This is a genomic window from Catelliglobosispora koreensis DSM 44566 (genome assembly GCF_000379685.1).
In the GTDB taxonomy this organism is placed as follows: domain Bacteria; phylum Actinomycetota; class Actinomycetes; order Mycobacteriales; family Micromonosporaceae; genus Catelliglobosispora; species Catelliglobosispora koreensis.
On record NZ_KB903261.1, the window covers coordinates 247,637 to 265,595 of the forward strand.

Annotated in this window: 18 protein-coding genes; 13 read left to right on the forward strand and 5 right to left on the reverse strand. The window is 63.9% G+C overall.

What is annotated here, in order from left to right; translation table 11 throughout:
* Nucleotides 1–3 precede the first annotated feature (3 nt).
* From A3E1_RS44925 to A3E1_RS0120445, 4 genes are all read left to right on the forward strand, one after another.
* The gene (locus tag A3E1_RS44925) at nucleotides 4–396 is read left to right on the forward strand and encodes an LppU/SCO3897 family protein (RefSeq protein WP_020522657.1); all 393 of its coding nucleotides are present in this window, start codon (nucleotides 4–6) and stop codon (nucleotides 394–396) included.
* A 10-nt stretch (nucleotides 397–406) separates the two neighbouring features.
* Complete coding sequence (locus A3E1_RS41215) at nucleotides 407–895, forward strand: DoxX family protein (RefSeq protein WP_157631635.1); 489 nt, start codon at nucleotides 407–409, stop codon at nucleotides 893–895.
* A 131-nt stretch (nucleotides 896–1,026) separates the two neighbouring features.
* Complete coding sequence (locus tag A3E1_RS0120440) at nucleotides 1,027–2,409, forward strand: glycosyltransferase 87 family protein (protein ID WP_020522659.1); 1,383 nt, start codon at nucleotides 1,027–1,029, stop codon at nucleotides 2,407–2,409.
* Between the two features lie 47 nt (nucleotides 2,410–2,456).
* The gene (locus A3E1_RS0120445; protein WP_020522660.1) at nucleotides 2,457–2,861 is read left to right on the forward strand and encodes a PPOX class F420-dependent oxidoreductase; all 405 of its coding nucleotides are present in this window, start codon (nucleotides 2,457–2,459) and stop codon (nucleotides 2,859–2,861) included.
* Here A3E1_RS0120445 and A3E1_RS0120450 read toward each other — a convergent pair.
* Nucleotides 2,793–4,004, reverse strand: coding sequence for a glycosyltransferase 87 family protein (locus tag A3E1_RS0120450; RefSeq protein WP_051105085.1), 1,212 nt, complete (start codon nucleotides 4,002–4,004; stop codon nucleotides 2,793–2,795). The two genes, A3E1_RS0120445 and A3E1_RS0120450, sit on opposite strands and share 69 nt — an antisense overlap.
* Complete coding sequence (locus A3E1_RS41220) at nucleotides 3,964–6,501, reverse strand: putative bifunctional diguanylate cyclase/phosphodiesterase (protein ID WP_020522662.1); 2,538 nt, start codon at nucleotides 6,499–6,501, stop codon at nucleotides 3,964–3,966. The genes A3E1_RS0120450 and A3E1_RS41220 overlap by 41 nt, the downstream gene beginning before the upstream one ends.
* Before the next feature lie 276 nt (nucleotides 6,502–6,777).
* On the opposite strand from A3E1_RS41220, the gene moaC reads away from it, so the two are divergent.
* The 8 genes from moaC to A3E1_RS41225 all read left to right on the forward strand — a co-directional run bounded on the left by moaC (nucleotide 6,778) and on the right by A3E1_RS41225 (nucleotide 12,037).
* The gene (moaC, locus tag A3E1_RS0120460) at nucleotides 6,778–7,254 is read left to right on the forward strand and encodes a cyclic pyranopterin monophosphate synthase MoaC (protein ID WP_040391390.1); all 477 of its coding nucleotides are present in this window, start codon (nucleotides 6,778–6,780) and stop codon (nucleotides 7,252–7,254) included.
* Entirely contained in the window at nucleotides 7,251–7,712 is a 462-nt protein-coding gene (locus A3E1_RS0120465; RefSeq protein WP_020522664.1) for a MogA/MoaB family molybdenum cofactor biosynthesis protein, read from the forward strand. Before moaC ends, A3E1_RS0120465 begins: the two co-directional genes overlap by 4 nt.
* Nucleotides 7,712–8,881, forward strand: a complete 1,170-nt coding sequence (locus A3E1_RS0120470) for a molybdopterin molybdotransferase MoeA (RefSeq protein WP_020522665.1) — start codon at nucleotides 7,712–7,714, stop codon at nucleotides 8,879–8,881. Before A3E1_RS0120465 ends, A3E1_RS0120470 begins: the two co-directional genes overlap by 1 nt.
* A complete protein-coding gene (locus A3E1_RS0120475) occupies nucleotides 8,878–9,285 on the forward strand; it encodes a molybdenum cofactor biosynthesis protein MoaE (protein ID WP_020522666.1) in 408 nt (135 codons plus the stop codon). Before A3E1_RS0120470 ends, A3E1_RS0120475 begins: the two co-directional genes overlap by 4 nt.
* Entirely contained in the window at nucleotides 9,282–9,647 is a 366-nt protein-coding gene (locus A3E1_RS0120480) for a fluoride efflux transporter FluC (protein ID WP_157631636.1), read from the forward strand. The genes A3E1_RS0120475 and A3E1_RS0120480 overlap by 4 nt, the downstream gene beginning before the upstream one ends.
* Nucleotides 9,648–9,692: 45 nt before the next feature.
* On the forward strand, nucleotides 9,693–10,898 hold the full coding sequence (locus tag A3E1_RS0120485) for a sensor histidine kinase (protein ID WP_020522668.1): 1,206 nt from the start codon (nucleotides 9,693–9,695) through the stop codon (nucleotides 10,896–10,898).
* The gene (locus A3E1_RS0120490) at nucleotides 10,895–11,551 is read left to right on the forward strand and encodes a response regulator (RefSeq protein ID WP_020522669.1); all 657 of its coding nucleotides are present in this window, start codon (nucleotides 10,895–10,897) and stop codon (nucleotides 11,549–11,551) included. Before A3E1_RS0120485 ends, A3E1_RS0120490 begins: the two co-directional genes overlap by 4 nt.
* Nucleotides 11,552–11,626: 75 nt before the next feature.
* Nucleotides 11,627–12,037, forward strand: a complete 411-nt coding sequence (locus A3E1_RS41225) for a DUF6463 family protein (protein WP_020522670.1) — start codon at nucleotides 11,627–11,629, stop codon at nucleotides 12,035–12,037.
* Nucleotides 12,038–12,085: 48 nt separating this feature from the next.
* Here the strand turns inward: A3E1_RS41225 and A3E1_RS0120500 are convergent, their stop codons facing one another.
* The 3 genes from A3E1_RS0120500 to dnaB form a co-directional block, all read right to left on the reverse strand.
* Nucleotides 12,086–13,900: a glycoside hydrolase family 9 protein gene (locus A3E1_RS0120500; RefSeq protein ID WP_020522671.1), complete on the reverse strand. Its 1,815-nt coding sequence runs from the start codon at nucleotides 13,898–13,900 to the stop codon at nucleotides 12,086–12,088.
* Between the two features lie 68 nt (nucleotides 13,901–13,968).
* Entirely contained in the window at nucleotides 13,969–14,721 is a 753-nt protein-coding gene (locus A3E1_RS0120505) for a tyrosine-protein phosphatase (RefSeq protein WP_020522672.1), read from the reverse strand.
* A gap of 103 nt (nucleotides 14,722–14,824) precedes the next feature.
* Nucleotides 14,825–17,050 (reverse strand): replicative DNA helicase, encoded by a 2,226-nt coding sequence (gene dnaB / locus A3E1_RS0120510; RefSeq protein ID WP_051105087.1) that lies wholly within the window; start codon nucleotides 17,048–17,050, stop codon nucleotides 14,825–14,827.
* A 327-nt stretch (nucleotides 17,051–17,377) separates the two neighbouring features.
* Here dnaB and A3E1_RS0120515 point away from each other — a divergent pair, with 327 nt between their 5' ends.
* Nucleotides 17,378–17,920 (forward strand): hypothetical protein, encoded by a 543-nt coding sequence (locus A3E1_RS0120515; protein WP_026208647.1) that lies wholly within the window; start codon nucleotides 17,378–17,380, stop codon nucleotides 17,918–17,920.
* Nucleotides 17,921–17,959: the final 39 nt, after the last annotated feature.

The window sequence follows — 17,959 nt, forward strand, 5'->3', positions numbered from 1 at the left end:
CGCGTGGAGGAGCCGAGACTTGGCGGCAAGACCCCAGCGATCCTGGGCGTCGCCGGATTCGTGGCAGCGGTAGCGATCTTTGGCCTCGTGCTGTGGCTGAACCCGTTCCACAGCAAAGGTGATCCGGCCGTGCCCAGCCATGGCCCGTCGCAGCTGTCGAAATCCGTTCGCTTGGCACAGCCTGGGGACTGTCTGCAGAACCAGGGCACCCAGGACAAGCCCGTGATGATCGTGGTGACCTGCGGTCCCGGTGCTTTGCAGGTGCTGGAGCGGCTGGAGGGCACGACGCACAAGCAGGCCTGCGACGCTGTGCAGAATTCGGCCTTCTACTACTTCTATGACAGTGAACTGCCGGATAGTTTCGATTTCGTCCTTTGCATGAGCAAACGGCCTTAATAATGGCCATATGAGACCTGTCCGTGGACTGGCCCGTGCCCTGATGGGCGGGCTCTTCATCGCCGCCGGTGCCCAAGCCCTGCTCAAGCCGGGGCGTTACGCCGCGAAGGCGGCCCCGCTAGCCGAGCAGGTCGCGCCGCTGCTGCAGAAGGTCGACGAACGTCTCCCCACCGAGGCCAAGACGCTGGTCCAGATCAATGGAGCAGTCCAGTTGGGGGCGGGCCTCATGCTGGCGACTGGCACGGCACCCCGGCCAGCGGCCGCCATCCTCGCGGGGACCCTGCTCCCGGCCACTTTGGTGGGTCACCCGTTCTGGAAGATCAGCAATCCGATGGTCAAACGAGTCGAGCAGGTTCACTTCGCCAAGAATCTCGGCCTTCTCGGCGGGCTGTTACTCGCCGCAGCCGACACCGCGGGCTCTCCCAGCATCGGATGGCGCACCAAACACGCGTTAGACCAGGCCAGGCGAAAGGTGACGCAATCGGTCGCCACCCGTTAACCCGATAGAAATGTCGCAAATGAATGTGGGAATCGACACGGTCGGGTAACACGGGAGGTAACGGCGTGGTGGACCGTTCTAGGCTTACGGCCAAGGGGAACGGGACACAGACATTCGGAGGTATCGGCTCCATGCCGGTTATCGGCGGGCGCAGACCCTCCAGGCCATGGCGATTTCTCGCTCGCATCGGCATCGTCGCCGTGATCGCGTATGTGGCGTGGCGTGCCACACTCGCGTTCGGGCGTCCGTATGAGTTCTTCGATATGAAGATCTATCACGGTGCCGTGGTCTGGTGGACCCAAGGCGGCGAGCTGTACCAATTCGTCGCTCCACGAACGACGCTCGGGTTCACCTACCCCCCGTTCGCCGCGCTGACCATGCTGCCGATGTCTGCGTTCTCCGCTGCCGACGCCAGCTGGATCAATGTCGTCTTTGGACTCGCCGCGCTGATGCTCGTGCTGTTCGCGCTGCTTGGCCCCCTCGCACGCCGCGAAGGCTGGTCCCGCTGGGGCGCCGTCGCCATCGCTCTGCCGTTGTTCGCCGCGCTGGAGCCGGTCCGCGAAAGCCTCGGCTATGGCCAGGTCAACGTGCTGCTCTTCGGTCTGATCATGGCCGACCTCATCGCCTTGCGCCGCGGCTGGCGCTGGGCGGGTGTCGGCATTGGACTCGCGACCGCCATCAAACTCACGCCAGCGCTGTTCATCATTTACTTGCTGCTCAGCAAGCAATGGCGAACAGCCGCCATGGCAACCGCCACCGCCGCGGGCGTCACTGTCTTAACCCATTTGGTGGTACCAAATGAGTCGTCCACCTATTGGGGAACCATCCTCTGGCAGACCGAACGCGTCGGTGCCGCTGACATGACGCCGAACCAGTCACTGGCTGGTCTTCTCGCGCGCCTGCACGACACCACCCACGCGCCAACACTGCTGTGGATCAGCTTCATCCTGGTGATCCTCGCCGTCGGCATGTCCCGTGCCCGCAACGCCCACCAGGAGGGCGACGAGCTCACCGCCTTCACCCTCGTCGGCCTGACCGCCAACGTGATCAGCCCGATCTCGTGGTCACATCACCTGGTGTGGGTCATCCCGGCGATCGTCGCCCTGCTCGACCAGGCCATGCGCCGCCGCAACGCTTCCCGCGGCATCGCCGCCCGTGGTCGGGCCACGCCCGGGTTACGTGAGCCGATCTGGTTCCCCGCCCTAACCGGCGCGCGCCATTTCGCCGCGGCCGGAGCGCTGTATTTACTCTTCTTGCTGTCCCCGATCTGGCCCTACGAGCATCAACTCCCCGCCGGCTCCCACTACGCCGACGGCCTCTTCGGCCTGCTCGCCGAAAGCTCGTTCGCGATCGCGCTCATCATGCTGGTCGCCATGCTCCCCAGCCGCCCAGGTGCCGAGCCAGCCTTCGGCCCCCGCTCCGTGCCCACGCCGACCTGGGCCACCCAGCCTCGCCAGCGCACCGCCGTCGCCAACCGCGAGTTCCCCGTAAACTCCCCGCGTGCTCCCCTCTGATGATGCCTCTGGCCTGATTGTCGGTGGGTCGCGAGAGGATCTCGGCTATGACCGCGCTTAGTGACTCCGCCCGAAAGCTCATCGACGAAACCAGCATCGCCATCTTGGCCACGCTCAACCCAGACGGCAGCCCGCAAGGTTCCGTCGTGTGGGTCGGCCGTCGCGGAGACGACGTGGTCATCTCGTCGCAAGCCGGTCGGCGCAAAGAGCGCAACCTGCGCCGTGACCCGCGCGCCAGTCTGACCATTGTGGACGCGGCGGATCCGTCGCGTTATCTCGAAGTCCGCGGCACGGCCACGGTGTCCGTCGACGTCGGGCGACAGCTGGCCGTTGAGCTCGCGGAGAAATACGAAGGAGAAGGCGCCGGAGACGAATACCTGGCGCTACCGCCCGAGGACCTCCGCGTGACCATCACCTTGACCCCCAATCGCATCCTCGGCAGCGCCGCGTGACATCAAACAGGGTGCCCAGAAGGCGAAGGCGACGGGGTAGAGGAAGTAGCCGAAACGGGTCGCTGGCATGAGCAGGATGGCCGCGAGCAGGCCGACGGCGCAGATATAGGCGACCTGGCGCACGTCGGTCGGCCGCTTGCGTAGCAAGTAGACCCCGATCGCGGCGCCGCTCAGGAGCAGCAGGCCCAGCGCGATCGTCCGTCCACTTGGGACATGCCGCGCGAGCAGATAGCCGATCAACGGCGACGCGGCTGGCGACGTGACGAGACCGTGGCCGGTAGGGAAGCGGATCACGTTCTCGACCACGGCACCAGCGTTGATGAGCACCGAGGGCAGCAACGCGAGCACCGGAATGCCAATGGCACCAAGGAAATACTTGCGATGCAGCAGGTAGAACCCGAGCACAATCGCGACCGGCCACGCGAAGAGCTTCATCGCCGCAGCCGCACCGATCGCGACCCCCGCCCAGCCTGGCTTTTGCCGAGCGGCCAAAGCAAACGCCAGCACGCACAAGCCAAGCACTGGCATATCGTCGCCACCGGTCGCCAACGTCAACGCGCACAAGGGAAGCACAGAAGACATCTGCAGCGCACGCACGAGACGGTCATGCGGCTGGAGCAGAAGATAGGCCCCCGCAAGCGTCGCCGCTGTCGCGATCGCGAACCACACCCGCGCGTCCGTCAGCACATAGTCGCCAAAAATCGCTTTAGGGAGCCCAAAAATCGCCATCGCCGGCTGGTACGGCGTGTAACCCAGCAACGGTTCCGGCAAAGCCGCGATCCCGGCACGATCTAGATAAGGAGTCCCGGTTTCGAGTAGCCGCCGCGCGCTCTCTTCAACAACAAAGACTTCTTCCTGGTACTCCCGGAGCCTGGCCAAAGCGATCAACGGAACGACGGCGACCGCGAGCCACGCGGTGACGGTCAGCCAGAGGCGCTGGCGAAACACGTAGACGAACAGTGCCGCGCCCGCATAGCCCCAGACGGCGATGCTCCCCCACGTGCGGTGGGGCCCAAGGTTCGATGTCATGGCAGTGACCTGCGCGAACACTCCCGACAGGGCATAGAGCACAAGGTCCAGCAGCAACGTCACGCGTCCGAGTCTAGGGTTTGGCGCGCCAGGCCTCGCCGGTGTCGTCGTCATCGTTGTCTTCGGCAGCGCGCTCGGGGAGCTGGTCGCGCTGGGGGAACTCGATGACGGAGCCGGGCTCGTGCATGGGTTTGCCGAGCTTGGGCGGCAGCTGAAGGATGTTCTCCAGCGGCATCGGCTTGGCGAAGAGGTGACCTTGCGCGGCGGTGCAGCCGAGCTCCCATAGCTTGCGGCGCTGGCTTTCTGTCTCCACGCCTTCGGCTACGACGAGGAGCCCGAGGCCGCGAGCTAGCTCCACGGTGGACCGGACTACAGCTGCCGAGCTGGGCTTGTCTTCCATTTCCCACACAAACGACAGGTCGATCTTCAGTTCCTGAACGGTCGGGATCCGCGGCAGAACCGATAGCGAAGAGAAGCCGGTGCCGAAGTCGTCGAGAGCGAGGCGGCAGCCGAGCTCGCGCAACTCGGCGAGCACCTTGTCGACCACTTCGAGCTGGCTCAAGGTCCGTGACTCGGTCAGTTCCAGGATCAAGTCAGGGCCGGTCAGACCGTGGTCGTTGAGGCGCGCCTGAACAAGCACGGGAAGCCGGCGGTCGAGCAGGCTGCGGGGCGAAATGTTCACGGCTACCGGGAAGCGCATGCCTGCGGCATGCCACTGCTTCGCGGCCGACAGCGCCTGGTCGAGCACGGCATCGGTGAAGGCGGTCAGCAGGCCGGAGCGTTCGATCGGTTCGAGGAAGCTGCGCGGGTCGACCTTGCCCTTGTCGGGCCGGTTCCACCGGGCGAGGGCCTCAGCCGCGATGATCGTGCCGTCGACGAGGTTCACGATCGGCTGGTACTCGAGCGTGAACTCTTTATCTGCCACCGCCTGCGGCAAGAGTCCCGCGACTTCCAGTCCGGCCGGGTCGGCGCTGTCGTTATCGGGGTCGTATTGCGTGACCGGAACGTTGGCCCGCTTCGCTTGGTACATCGCCACGTCAGCACGGCGCATCAGCTCGACGAACCCGCCAAGGTTCGGGGCCATCGCGATGCCGGAGCTGGCCGAGATGGTCAGCGGCATTCCGTTGACCTCAATGGGTTCCCGCAACACGGCGATCAGTGCGGCAGCCCGGAACATCGCCAATGCAGGTGACGCGAGCGACCGGTAAAGCACGGCGAACTCGTCCCCGCCGAGCCGTGTCACGAGGGCGTCCTCGCCCGCGGCGGCCTTCAGCCGGTGCGCGACCGCGATCAGAACCTTGTCGCCAGCCGAGTGCCCGAGAGCATCGTTGATGTCTTTGAAGTGGTTCAAGTCCAGCAGCAGCAAACCCGCCGTGCCCTGATGCTCATTGTGTTGCGCCATTACTTCGGCGCCCTCGGTGGCCAGCATGCGGCGGTTTGGCAGCCCAGTCAACGCGTCATGCATCGCGTCGTGCTCGTGCTTGCCGGCCAGTTGCTCCAGCTGGTTATAAGAGGCCGCGTTCCGGATCGCCGTCGTCAAAGCCCCCGCGAACGTCCTGAGCGTAAAGTTCTCCCGCTCGGAAAGGCTTACCGGGGAACGGAAACGCAGCCGCAATTCACCGATGCGCGATTCGTCGACATCTGCGATGAGCTGCACGATCGCTGTTGTCGTCGGGTCGTAACCCTTGCGATCTGGCGGACCGTAGTAGGTGACTTCGTCGCGTGTGCCGCGAATCAGCAGGTTAACGCCGTCAACCCAGGTCTCCACCTCGACCTGATCAACAGAGAAGAGTGTCGATCCTTTGTTGACTGCCGTCTGGAGAACGGCTTCCATCTGCACGACGTTGAAGGCGTCTGTGGCCTGAGCGAGCTGCTCCCACGCTTCCCGTTCGGCTCTTGACCGAAGACGGCCCTGGTGCGTGACATGTAGGCCAAGCGCCAGCGGAGCGATCGCGATCAGCAGCATCGGCTCCTGCTCGAGCACGAACAAGGCAAGGGCGGCTACACCAAAACGAACGAGGTTAAATCCCCAGCGAATGTCGATATCAGACAGATAAAGCTCGCGGATGCTGGTTCTGGTGACGATGGCGAAAAGCGGCATCGACACAAGCTCGTCAGTCAAGGTCAGCGCGACGAACGCGATCGCGTAAGGAATGAGGTCTTGAAGGCTATCGAGTTCGTGTCGGCCGACGAGCTCAAGCGCGATGACGGCAGCGGCGGCAACCAGTGTGTTCTGAGCGACCGAGAAGATCGTCTTAATAGGACCCAGGCGCTGTTTCAGTTTCACGATCAGAACGCCGGCGAAAACCACGAGGACGGCGACTGGGGCGGGAACCAGGAAAGCCGCCACCAAAATGGCGACCTCCATCCACGTCATGGCGACCAATGTGGACCGGACGCGAACCCGGACATAGATCAACATTGAAACGATGACGAGAAGAACGAGTGCGCCCAGTGAAAGCCAGCTGACCTCGGGAGGCTGCCGAACGACCATCGTTATCGATGTGACCAGGACGGCGAATGCAAAAACGCCGACGAGACCGACATGCCGTTTGATGGCTTTATCGGTCTCGGTCCCGTCGTTTCTGGGCTTCGGCTTGGCTGATGTCACCCGGGCTACTCCGTTGATAACGGTCAGTCGCCCGTCAGCCTAGGGCAAGTTCAGTGCCAATCAAACACGCGCATTTGGGCCTCCTCCATAGCGCTTGCGAACTTCTGTGGAGGAGCGTACGTTTGCCACCGGCGATTTAACACGGTCTGTTTATAATACAGACGAGATAGGCGAATTGTCACTCAATGTGACCGTTCGCCTACTCGCTGTGTCTACATTTAGTGTCCCGGGAGCGGAAGCTAGGCTCATGTCGTGGCGCCTACTTCTGCCGAGCCGATCGGCCCTAAGCGACTGACCCATCTGGACGATAAAGGCGCAGCGAAGATGGTCGATGTCACAGCTAAGGCTGCGACCTCGCGTTATGCACTCGCTGCCGGAGAAGTGCATACCACTCCCGAAGTCGTGGAACTCCTAAGTGGAGAGGGGGTGCCAAAGGGTGACGCATTAGGGGTAGCACGGGTTGCTGGCATTATGGCCGCAAAACGTACCCCCGATCTGGTTCCGTTATGCCATCCGATCGCTATCCATGGCGTAACGGTTGACCTGTCCCTGGCCGGCGACAAGATCTTGATCGAGGCAGGCGTGAGAACCGCCGATCGCACCGGCGTGGAAATGGAAGCGCTAACAAGCGTCGCCGTGACCGGCTTGACGCTCATCGACATGATCAAGGCGGTCGATCCGGCGGCGTCCATACATAACGTCAGGGTGCTGCGCAAAGAAGGCGGCAAAACCGGTACGTGGGAGCGGCCATGAAAGCGGTCGTGATCGTCGCGTCGAACCGGGCGGCGGCGGGGGTGTACGAGGACACGGGCGGTCCACTGCTCGTCAAGGGACTGCAGGAGCTCGGCTGCGAAGACGTCACCAAAGTCGTGGTCCCCGATGGCGAACCCGTCAAAGAAGCGCTGCAAAACGCGCTCAAGCAAAAGCCTGACGTCATCGTTACCACCGGCGGCACCGGGATCAACCCGACTGACCGCACGCCTGACATGACAAAGCAGGTGCTCGATTACGAAGTGCCCGGCATCGCCGAAGCTATCCGGCGCAGGGGCAAGACCCCACTGGCAGCCCTGTCGCGTGCCACCGCCGGAGTAAAAGACAAAACACTCATCGTCAACCTCCCCGGTTCCACTGGCGGAATCAAGGACGGTCTCACCGTGCTGGCAGACTTACTGAAGCACGCTGTTGATCAGCTGAAAGGTGGCGACCACTGATGCCCATGGACTGGCGGGAAGCCCGCAAGACGGTCTACGAGGCGGGACGAAGGGCACAACTGCCACCCACAACGGTGCCGCTCAACGAAGCCGACGGTCTGACGCTGGCCGAGCCGCTGACGCCGCGAACGGATCTGCCCGCCTTCCCGACGTCCAGTGTGGACGGCTGGGCGCTGCGTGGCGTTGGGCCGTGGCGCATCACGGGCAAAGTGCTCGCGGGGCAAACCGCGGCGCCACTGACCGAGGACGGCACCGCCGCCGAAATCGCCACGGGCGCGATGGTGCCAGAGGGCACCGACACGATCTTGCGCATAGAGCACTCCACTGTGGACGGTGACCTCGTCAGCGGCACGGCTAAGGAACTCAAGGAGTGGCGCGAGCCGGGCGAAGAAGCTCACGCGGGCGAGGAGCTTTTCCCGGCGGGGACACCGGTTACGCCCGGGCTCATCGGGCTCGCCGCATCCTGCGGATACGACGAACTCACGGTCACCCGCAAGCCCAAGGTCGCCCTGCTGATCTTTGGCGACGAACTGCTGACGTCAGGCAAGCCTGGCGACGGGCGGGTGCGCGATGCCCTTGGCCCGGCTATGCCAGCATTTTTGACCAGGCTGGGCGCTCACGTCGTACACATCGAAGGTCCTGTGGAAGACACCCTCGACGCACATGTCGCCGGGCTGCGGGCCGCGCTCGACGCGGACCTCATCTGCACCACAGGCGGCACCATGCATGGTCCGGTGGATCATCTGCATCCCGCGCTGAAGGCGATTGGCGCGGAATACGTGGTCAACACAGTGGCTGTGCGGCCGGGGTTCCCGATGCTGGTGGCCTCTGTCCAACATGGAGGAAAGACCACATTCATCGCAGGTCTACCTGGCAATCCCCAGTCGGCCGTCGTCGCTCTCGTCTCGCTTGTCGTGCCGCTGCTGGCCGGCCTGACCGGGGCCGAAGAGCCGATGCCGTCGCCGGTCACCCTCGCCGGTCCCGTTGCGGGCCGTGGTGATTTCACCCATTTATCGCTGGTACGCCGTCAGCACGCCGGCTGGGTGCCCGCGACGCACGTGGGCTCATCGATGCTGCGGGGCCTCGCGAGCGCTGAGGGCTTTGCCGTGATCCCGCCGCATAGCCAGGGTCTTCCCGGGCAGCAGGCCGATTTCCTGGAGTTGCCATGATTAGCGTGACCACAGATCCGTTAGATGTCACCGCACACGAGGCCGCTGTCTCTGTCCCGCAGGCGGGTGCGGTCGTGAGCTTCGCCGGGGTGGTCCGCGATCACGACCATGGGCGTGGCGTGGAATCCCTGACCTACGAAGCACATCCGTCAGCTGAAGACGTGTTGCGTGAAGTAGTCGAAGAAATCGCCGCGGACCCCGACGTCTATGCGATCTCCGTGTCGCATCGTCATGGCCCGCTCAAAATCGGCGATGTCGCCTTGGCCGCAGCCGTTTCCACCGCACACCGTGCCGCGGCGTTCGCCGCCTGTGCGCGTCTCGTCGACACGGTCAAGCAACGGCTGCCGATCTGGAAGCACCAGGTCTTCACCGACGGCACCGACGAATGGGTCAACTGCCCGTGAAGTTGTTTCTGGCCGTAGCCGCAGGCGGAGCGATCGGCGCGACCGCCCGTTACGCGGCTGTCCTGATCTGGCCCGAGACCTTCGGCCGCTTTCCGTGGACCACGTTCGCCATCAACGTGATCGGGTCGTTCGCGCTCGGCATCATCATCGCTATGGTCGGCCACAGCGTCATGGCCCGGACGTTCTTGGGCGTTGGAGTGCTTGGCGGGTTTACGACCTTTTCCACGTTCGCCTGGCAGGGCGAGCAGTTGCTGAGCGAGGAGCGGCCAGGCATCGCGATCGGTTACCTGGCCGGTTCTGTCGTTTGTGGACTGTTCGCGGCCTGGCTCGGCCTGCGCACAGGTGGCTGGTTGCGGGATTAGGCCCGCGAGTCTTGGGCTGGCGACCCTGGGGCTACGCTCGAGATCATGGGGCGCTGGTACTCCTGGGCCCAAGATCGCCCACTCCTGATCGATGCTCTGCTCGCCATCGGCGTTGCCGCGGTGTTCCTGCCCATGTCATTGGTCACGATCGCCCTGGACGCCCCTCGACCATGGCGGATCGCGCTTGTCATTTCAGCGGTTGTCGCCCATGCCTCGATCGGCGGCCGCCGGCGTTGGCCATTCGCCTCATTCGTGTTGATGAGCGTCGCCCTCTTGGTGCAAACAATGGCACCGATTGCCACCTATCGGTTTGAGACAGCGTTTCTCCCGTGCGCCGCGCTCTTCCCAGTTGGTCTCTATTCGCTCTGTGCCTACGGAAACCGCTGGCTCGCCCGGGTCGGCATCGGGATCGGCCTCGCCGGCGCCGTGATGCTGACGATCCGGGCGGCGAAAGTCTGGCCGGTGGACAGCCCTGCCAGTCCGGGCTTTGGCACTCCGTTGGCGTGGGTCTTCTTCCTCGGATTCATGATGACCGTGGTCTTCGCGGCGTGGGGCACGGCCCGGCTCCGGCGGCTGCGGATGGATTTCTACGAGGTACTCGAAGCCGAGCAGCAGGAGCGGGCGCAGCGAGCGATCGCGGACGATCGTGCCCGGATAGCTCGTGAGATGCACGATGTTGTGGCCCATTCGCTTTCGGTGATGGTGACCCAGGCTCAGGGCGGCGAGCTGATAGCGGCGGCCGATCCCGCACGGGCCGGGAAAGTCCTTGGCACCATTGCCGCGACCGGACGGCAGGCACTCGCCGACATGCGCGGGCTTGTTGGCGTTTTGCGCACCGACACCGATGGCCTCGCCCCGCCGCCAACGTTGGCTGAGCTGCCGGCGCTCATCGAGCGAGTGCGCGGTGCCGGACTGCACGTTTCCCGCTCAGACCGGGGAAAGCCTCGCGAACTCGGTCCTGCCGCTGAGTTGGCCCTCTATCGCTTGGTGCAGGAGGCTCTCACGAACACGCTGCGGCACGCCGGTCCGGGCGCGCGCGCACGGCTGAGCTTCGACTGGGGCGATCAAGCGGTGAAGGTTCAAGTTCACGACACAGGCAAAACACTTGCCACGACGACTAGCGGGAAAGGCGCCGGACTAGCCGGAATGAGGGAGAGGCTGGCGATTGTGGGAGGCTCCGTCATCGCCGGGCCCGCGGCCGGGGGCGGGTTCGCGGTCGAGGCAACGGTTCCCCTTGAGGAGCGGGAATGATCCGAGTGTTTCTCGTGGACGATCAAGCTCTGGTGCGGGCCGGACTGGCCATGGTCATCGAGGCGCAATCCGACATGACAGTCGTAGGCGAGGCAGGTGACGGGGCTTCTGCTTTAGTGGGGCTCAGTTGCGTACCTGCTGATGTGGTGTTGATGGACATCCGGATGCCAAAGATGGATGGGGTGGAGGCGACCCGTCATCTGGCCGTGCGCCCCGCTCCCACACCAAAGGTGTTGGTACTGACCACTTTCGACCTCGACGAGTACGCGTTCGCGGCGCTACGGGCCGGGGCGAGCGGGTTCATGCTCAAGGATGCCGAGGCGGCAGATCTGTGCGCGGCTATCCGCACGGTGCACCAGGGCGACGCGGTGATAGCGCCCTCAACGACGAAACGGTTGCTGGAGCAGGTTCTCGCCGACCTACCGGCACCGGTGCCAGGCCCTGATCCGCTGACACCTCTCACCGAACGTGAGCGTGAGGTGCTCCTCGCGGTAGCCCACGGCGCCTCGAACGCGGAGATCGCCGAGAAACTCTTCCTCTCCGAGGCCACGGTGAAAACGCACGTCGGGCGCATCCTGACCAAGCTCGGATTGCGAGATCGCGTGCAGGTGGTCATCTGGGCATACGACCATCGGCTGGTCCGCCCGGTATAGAAGTCATCCTTTGGTCGCATAGCGCCGCGACCAGCGCGCGACGTTTTCGTTCCCGCGGCGGGCGAAGGTTTGGGTATGAAACCGATCTGGGTCCCCCGGCTGCTTGTCGCGGTCGCCTGCGTGCACCTCGCGTTTGGCTTGTTCGTCCTTCCGTCCTTATTCGACGGTCCGAATCCGTTGCCCGGCATGCTCGCCTTTAACAGCCTCAACGGCGATCCGGTGCGCGAAGCGGTGGCATGGTTCAACATCGCTGGGCTGGCGTGGCTGGCTCAGGCACATTTCATCTTCTGGATAGTGCGCCAGACTGGCCGGATGCCTTACGCCGTCGGGGCCTGGCTGGCCGGCACGGCTGCCCCGATGCTGTTCTTCATGCCTATGTCTGGCTTCTGGTTCGCCCTCGCGCTCGGCATCTACGCACTGTTCGTGGCACGCAAGACCGAGATGGCTCAGAACGTCGCCGCTCCAGTAGCACTGGCAGTGAGATAAGCAGGTGGCACGGAACAGGGCGTCCCTGTTCCGTGCCACCAGGCCGTTTTATGCCACCGTTAGTGCCAGAGCCAGCAGGGCTGTCGCTGTGAAGTCGATCGCTGGTTCGGAACTCGGCCACGCGCGCACATCGTCGAGGTAACGGGCCGTTGGAGTGTCGAACTCGGCGAACCGGTTCACGCCATCGGCCGGGCACGCGTTGGCACCGTCAGGGATGCCGATCCACTCGAAGTTCTCCGCGCCGTTGGGTCCGTTCACGACGGCTCCCCGCACCTCGCCACGAAGATTCGACACTTGGTGCTGCGGACACTGGGGATAAACCGTGCCCGCCCCGACCATGAGAGACGTGCCCCAGGCGTTGTTTCCAAAGGCAAAATTCCTTTGGCTGGTACCAAATGAGCTGTAACGCCGGTCGCCAGTCAACCGCTCATAGAGTTTCGCCGTGGCGGCAAAGCCGAAACTGCGCGTCGCCGCGTCGAAACCGGTCACGTCAACCGCGTGCCGGAACGGGTGCCCCTGCGCCGAGGTCACGCCATCGTCGAGCTGACGCCTTAGGTCCCCGATCAGAGCGTCTTTCAGGGAACCGTGAGGCAGCAAGGCCGCAAGGTCGGCGTGCGCTAGGGCACTGGTGTCGTAAAGGTTCAGTGCGTCCTTGGCGTCGCTCGCGATGTATTCGTGCGCCCAGCGCGCCGCGTCGCGTACCAGATGGAAAGCTCTTAGATCTTTGATTTTCAAGGCGGCGAGGGCGAGTTCGGTGGCACCGAATTCCATGTCGTCCTGCCACGAGTCCTCGGGGTAGTAGGCGTGAGGGAAGGCGGTGACGAGTTCGCCGACGTCGGTGGTTTTGGCGCTGGTGTAAAGGGCCCAGCCTTCGGCGAACCATTTGCGGGCGGCGGCTTTGTCGCCTCGTTGCGCGGCCAGCTGAGCGGCCAGTCCAAACGCGGCCGAGCCACGGCCGGCGAGGTTAGGACTAATCTTCTCGCCTGGCGCACCTGCCGGGAAAACAGGACGGTACTTGATGAATTGCCACGGGTCGCCCGGCCCGGTCTCCAGTGCGTCATCGGCCTCGGGCAGGCGCCAAACGTCGTGGTCGCCTAGGAAACCGAACTCCTCACTACCGGTGCCGATGCCGACCTGCACGAACAGGTTGCGAGCGTCCTTGTCCCACACCTTGTCCAGCCAGGCCAGGCCAAACTCACCCTCACGCTTGAGTGCCGCGGGTGCTTGCGCACCAAGCGCCCGCTGGGCATAAAGCATGTTGCTCAGCGCGTAGGCGCTGGCGTGGGTGAACTTCACGAAGTCACCGGCGTCGAACCAGCCGCCGTGCACGTCGGCTTTCGCGGCGTTGGCCCAGGGTTTGAGCGGCTCGGCCGGCACGTCGCCGCCATCGCCACTGAACACGGGATGGTGGTAGACCGTGGCGTCTTTGTCGGTGAGGTGAGCCGTATCCCGTTGCGTGTCAAAGAAGTTCAGCGTGTCCTTGACCAGTCCGCTGAACAGCTCTTTGGCGGTGTCAACACGGAACGGCGGCGACGCTGACTGTCCGATGTGGATGGTGTAGGTGCCCCGTCTTCTGAGGCCGCTGAAGTCGAGTGGCTGCACAGCCTGGAACGCAGGGCTCCACTGACCGTTGCTAGCGCCAGCCCGTCCCGTGAACACGACTCGGCCGCGGTCATCTTTGACCTCGAACCTCGCTTGCCCGATCGCGGTTTTGGCGAGGACGTAGGCTGTCTTTTGTTCGCCGATCGCGTACCCGACCTGGTCGACGCGCAGGTGCACCTGCGGCTGGGTCGCGTTCGCGGCTGCTCCCGCGCTAACCGTGGTGCTGACGACGAGGGCGAGCGCTAAAGCTATTCGTCTCATGCCGACACTCCGAACTAGATAGTTAGTTAGACTGTCTGTCTAATCGGAATGTCGCTGAGCGTCAATCCCTACTTCAGGAGAACCTCGCGCATGCGGTCGACGTCGGTGTTGAGGCCTTGCTTGAGGAAGTCCTCAAACGTGCCGTAGCACGCATCCACCTCATCGAAAGCGGCCTGCAAGTAGGCGGGCCTCGCGTCGAGCACCGGGAGCACATCGTTGACGTCGGCGACCAGTTCACTGAGCGCCTTCAGCAAATGCCCACGCCCAACGGCACCACGCCCTGTCGTGAACCGCTCATTAGTCAGCAGATAGTCAGCCATGACCGTCTCGCGGTCGACCCCGAGCGCCGTGAGCACGATCGCGCTCAGCCAGCCCGTACGGTCCTTGCCTGCCGTGCAGTGAAACAGAAGCGGGCTGTTAGTCGTGATGCGGTGCAACGCGATCGCGAACTGCGCGCGAGCGGGTTCTTGCGAGACGAAGCCGCGATACATCGAGATCATCAGCCGCTCGGCCTCGGCGGCATGCACACTGGACTCCCGGATCAGGCCCACAATCTCTTGCGCCGCATCAGAAACCGGCAGATGCTCACGCGGCACACCCCACGTGACCATGCCGAACATTTCGATCTCTTGCGCGCCACGCAAGTCGATCACCTGCATGCAGTTCAGCGCGGCCAGCGATTTCAGATCGTCTTCCGTTGCCCTTACCGGGGCGTCTGCCCGGAACAGCACTCCCTGTCGCACTTCGCGGCCGTCCACCGTGCGGTAGCCGCCAAGGTCACGCGCGTTTGGCAAACCAGCCAATCCGAGGTCCCGCACCATTCCCCCTGCATCTCCGGTCCTAGATCACCATCTTAGCCAGGCTGCCGGTGCGTGCTGGTTTGAGCGGTATCGCGCACCGTCCACTTGCGACACAGAGCTGGTGCTAGCCGATCGCCATGTCGACGAAGCGCGACAGGTGCAGTTGCGCCGCGACCGTGATCGTGTCCGTGGGACCGTTACGATGCTTAGCCACGATGAAGTCAGCCTCACCCGCACGCGGCGACTCTTTGTCGTAGTAATCGTCGCGGTGCAAAAGCAACACAACGTCAGCATCCTGCTCAATAGATCCCGATTCGCGCAAATCGGACAACTGTGGGCGTTTGTCGGTGCGTTGCTCGGGGCCACGGTTCAGCTGGCTGACCGCGATCACCGGGCACTCGACTTCCTTCGCCAGCAGCTTGAGCCCACGGGACAGGTCGGCGACTTCCTGCTGGCGGCTTTCGGTCCGCTTGGGAGACGTCATCAGCTGGAGATAGTCGACGACGATGAGGCGCAAGTCGTGACGCTGCTTGAGACGGCGTGCCTTGGCCCGGATCTCCATCAGGTTCATGTTGGGGGTGTCGTCGACGAAGATTGGTGCTTCGGAGATCTCACCCATGCGCCGGGCGAGCTTGGTCCAGTCGTCATCGGACAGTTGCCCTGACCGCAGCACGTTGAGCGGCACGCGCGCCTCAGCGGACAACAGACGCATGACAATCTCTACTTTGGACATTTCGAGCGAGAAGATGGCGCTGGCAAGGTTGGCGCGCACGGCGGCATGGCGGGCGAAGTCCATGCTGACGGTGGAGTTGTGCGTGGGCACCATGGTTTTGCCCGCGAGATAAAGGTGGTCAGCGTTGTCCACCTGCACGCAACGCACCGGCACGGACGCTATCGCCCGGATGCTGGTGATGCGCCGGCCACGATGTGGCGACGGGTCGAGCGAAGCCACCTTTTCCTTGTGTGCCAATCGTTTGCGTTCAAGCCGGAACACGTCGTCGGTCGTGATGAAGCTGATGGTGTTGTGACCGGCCCGCGCGCTCTGATAGCCCAGCGTGCTCAGCAGCTCGGCGACATCGTCGGCCAGCTCCTGAGTGGCACCGTTGAACCGGATCGCGCCGTCGCGGCAGACCCAGGCACCGGTGTCGAGCAGCCCCGCGAGCAGAGCCCGGCGCTGGGTGATCGAGGCGCGCAGATAGGCGGCGGGCAGGCGCTTGCGTGAGGGCAGCGGCTGGGACGGGCCTTCTTCGGCGTCCATGTGCCAGATCACTTCGGGTTCGTCGCGGTGTCCACCGCCGAGCCAAACCCCACAGGTATAAGGCGCGACGGGCAGCTCCACCGCGGGAAGGTCGGCGGGAGCGCTATTGAAGATGGTGTGGCCGTCTGCCAGGGAGGCCAAGATGTCTTCGGTGGTGCGGATCGCGGTCAGGCCATCATGCGTTGTGGTGCGCCATGAGTGCAGGCCATCGGCCACGATGACGGTGCCATCGCTCAGCTCCACCTCATAACACGGGCGTTCGTGCAGTACCTCGGTCGCCGCGACCACGGTGGTCGGCTGACCGTCAGCGCCCAGCAACCGATCCCCAGGCTTAACCTCACCCATGGTGGTCCAGCCGGCTGGCGTGGGCAGGGGAGTGTCGAGCGCGAGTGCCTTACCCAGACCGGGACGCCCGGCGACGATGATGAGCTGGCCCGGCTGAAGACCGTTGAGCAGCCGGTCCAGATCGCTGAAGCCGGTGGGAACCCCCGTCATCACGCCACCGTGGGCACCGACAGCCTCGATCTCGTCAAGCGTGGGCTGCAACAGGTCGGCCAAGACGGCGAAGTCTTCGCTGACCCGGCGCTCGGTCACGTCATAGATGGCTTGCTGGGCAAGGTCGACGATGTCGTCAACGTCGCGGCCGGAACCCGCTGCCGAACCGTAGCCGAGCTGAACGATCTTCGTCCCCGCCTCGACCAGCCTGCGCAAGACAGCCCGTTCGCTGACGATGCGGGCGTAATAAGAGGCGTTCGCGGCTGTCGGCACAGTGGAGATAAGCGTGTGCAGGTAGGGACCGCCGCCAATACGGCTCAGCTCGCCCGCGCTTTCCAGCGCTCCGGCGACCGTGATGGGGTCAGCGGGCTCGCCGCGGCCGTAGAGGTCGAGGATGGCGTTGAAGACCGTCGCGTGCACCGGCCGGTAGAAGTCGTTGACGCGCAGGATTTCCACCACGTCAGCGATGGCGTCCTTCGACAGCATCATGCCCCCGAGGACACATTGCTCGGCGGCGACGTCTTGTGGCGGTGCTTTTTCAAACGGTGTGGGCGCGGGCTTTTCGGCCGAGACCTCTTCGATGCTCCCCGCCGTCATAAAGCCGCCCCCTCTCCACATAGCACTATCCCCGAAAGGTACGACAACAGAACGATGACGCTACGAGCCGGTGCTGCCCAATACAAACTGACCGGTGGACAACCCTTGGGACAACCTGTGGAGAACTGCCCAAAGTCTGTGGGCAACCCTGTGCACAGCCTGTGGAAAACCTCTGTCCACAAGGTGTGGATAACGCTCCTGCCTGCATGAATCTCGTACACAGGCTGTGGGTAAAAGATTCTTCACCACTTTCTTTCATTGCCAACTAGCTATTCTCAGCAGTTCGGGGGATTGCACGTTGCGCGCACCAGGTTCAGTCTCCGTGCTGTGGACTCTCCAGACTGGTCCCGGCCTGCCCGGCCCAACGACTCCACGGCCCGTTATGGGCCCGTGGACGATCCGCCCTATCAGGGTTTCCACACCTATGCCACGAGCGACCTTTACGACACCAACGGCGGGCAGGAACGCTGGCCAGACAACTGGTCGGCGACCGCGCCCGACGACAGCTCTGACGACACCGACGAAGAGGATGACGAGCCAGCTTCCAAGCGCGACTACTGGATGGCTCTGCTGTGGACGCTCATCTGGTTCGCGATCCCTCTTATCGTGCTGGTGCTGCGTGCGGTCACGCAGTCTGGCGAGACGAGTTCGGTGTGCGAATCCGGCTTGGGCGCGTGCTCATCGCCGCGCGGGCAGGCGCTCGCCGATTTAATCGACAACTCGCCGGTCTGGCTTGTCGCGCTGGGCGCGGCCCTGGGTCTGAGTGTGGTGTTGCGGTGGGCCAGTGACAGCTGGCGGGCGATGACGATCGGCTTCTGCGCCTCCGTCGTGGCCGGCGGGGCAATCACGGTCCTCTATCACATCTGGTAGCCCAGATAACGAACTCCGCACGGCCCGGTGTCAGGTCAG

Coding starts and splice junctions, on each gene's coding strand:
- A3E1_RS41215 (WP_157631635.1), top strand. CDS start 407: ATGAGACCTGTCCGTGGACTGGCCCGTGCCCTGATGGGCGGGCTCTTC.
- A3E1_RS0120440 (WP_020522659.1), top strand. CDS start 1,027: ATGCCGGTTATCGGCGGGCGCAGACCCTCCAGGCCATGGCGATTTCTC.
- A3E1_RS0120445 (WP_020522660.1), top strand. CDS start 2,457: ATGACCGCGCTTAGTGACTCCGCCCGAAAGCTCATCGACGAAACCAGC.
- A3E1_RS0120450 (WP_051105085.1), bottom strand. CDS start 4,004: ATGACGACGACACCGGCGAGGCCTGGCGCGCCAAACCCTAGACTCGGA.
- A3E1_RS0120465 (WP_020522664.1), top strand. CDS start 7,251: ATGAAAGCGGTCGTGATCGTCGCGTCGAACCGGGCGGCGGCGGGGGTG.
- A3E1_RS0120470 (WP_020522665.1), top strand. CDS start 7,712: ATGCCCATGGACTGGCGGGAAGCCCGCAAGACGGTCTACGAGGCGGGA.
- A3E1_RS0120475 (WP_020522666.1), top strand. CDS start 8,878: ATGATTAGCGTGACCACAGATCCGTTAGATGTCACCGCACACGAGGCC.
- A3E1_RS0120485 (WP_020522668.1), top strand. CDS start 9,693: ATGGGGCGCTGGTACTCCTGGGCCCAAGATCGCCCACTCCTGATCGAT.
- A3E1_RS0120490 (WP_020522669.1), top strand. CDS start 10,895: ATGATCCGAGTGTTTCTCGTGGACGATCAAGCTCTGGTGCGGGCCGGA.
- A3E1_RS41225 (WP_020522670.1), top strand. CDS start 11,627: ATGAAACCGATCTGGGTCCCCCGGCTGCTTGTCGCGGTCGCCTGCGTG.
- A3E1_RS0120500 (WP_020522671.1), bottom strand. CDS start 13,900: ATGAGACGAATAGCTTTAGCGCTCGCCCTCGTCGTCAGCACCACGGTT.
- A3E1_RS0120505 (WP_020522672.1), bottom strand. CDS start 14,721: ATGGTGCGGGACCTCGGATTGGCTGGTTTGCCAAACGCGCGTGACCTT.
- dnaB (WP_051105087.1), bottom strand. CDS start 17,050: ATGACGGCGGGGAGCATCGAAGAGGTCTCGGCCGAAAAGCCCGCGCCC.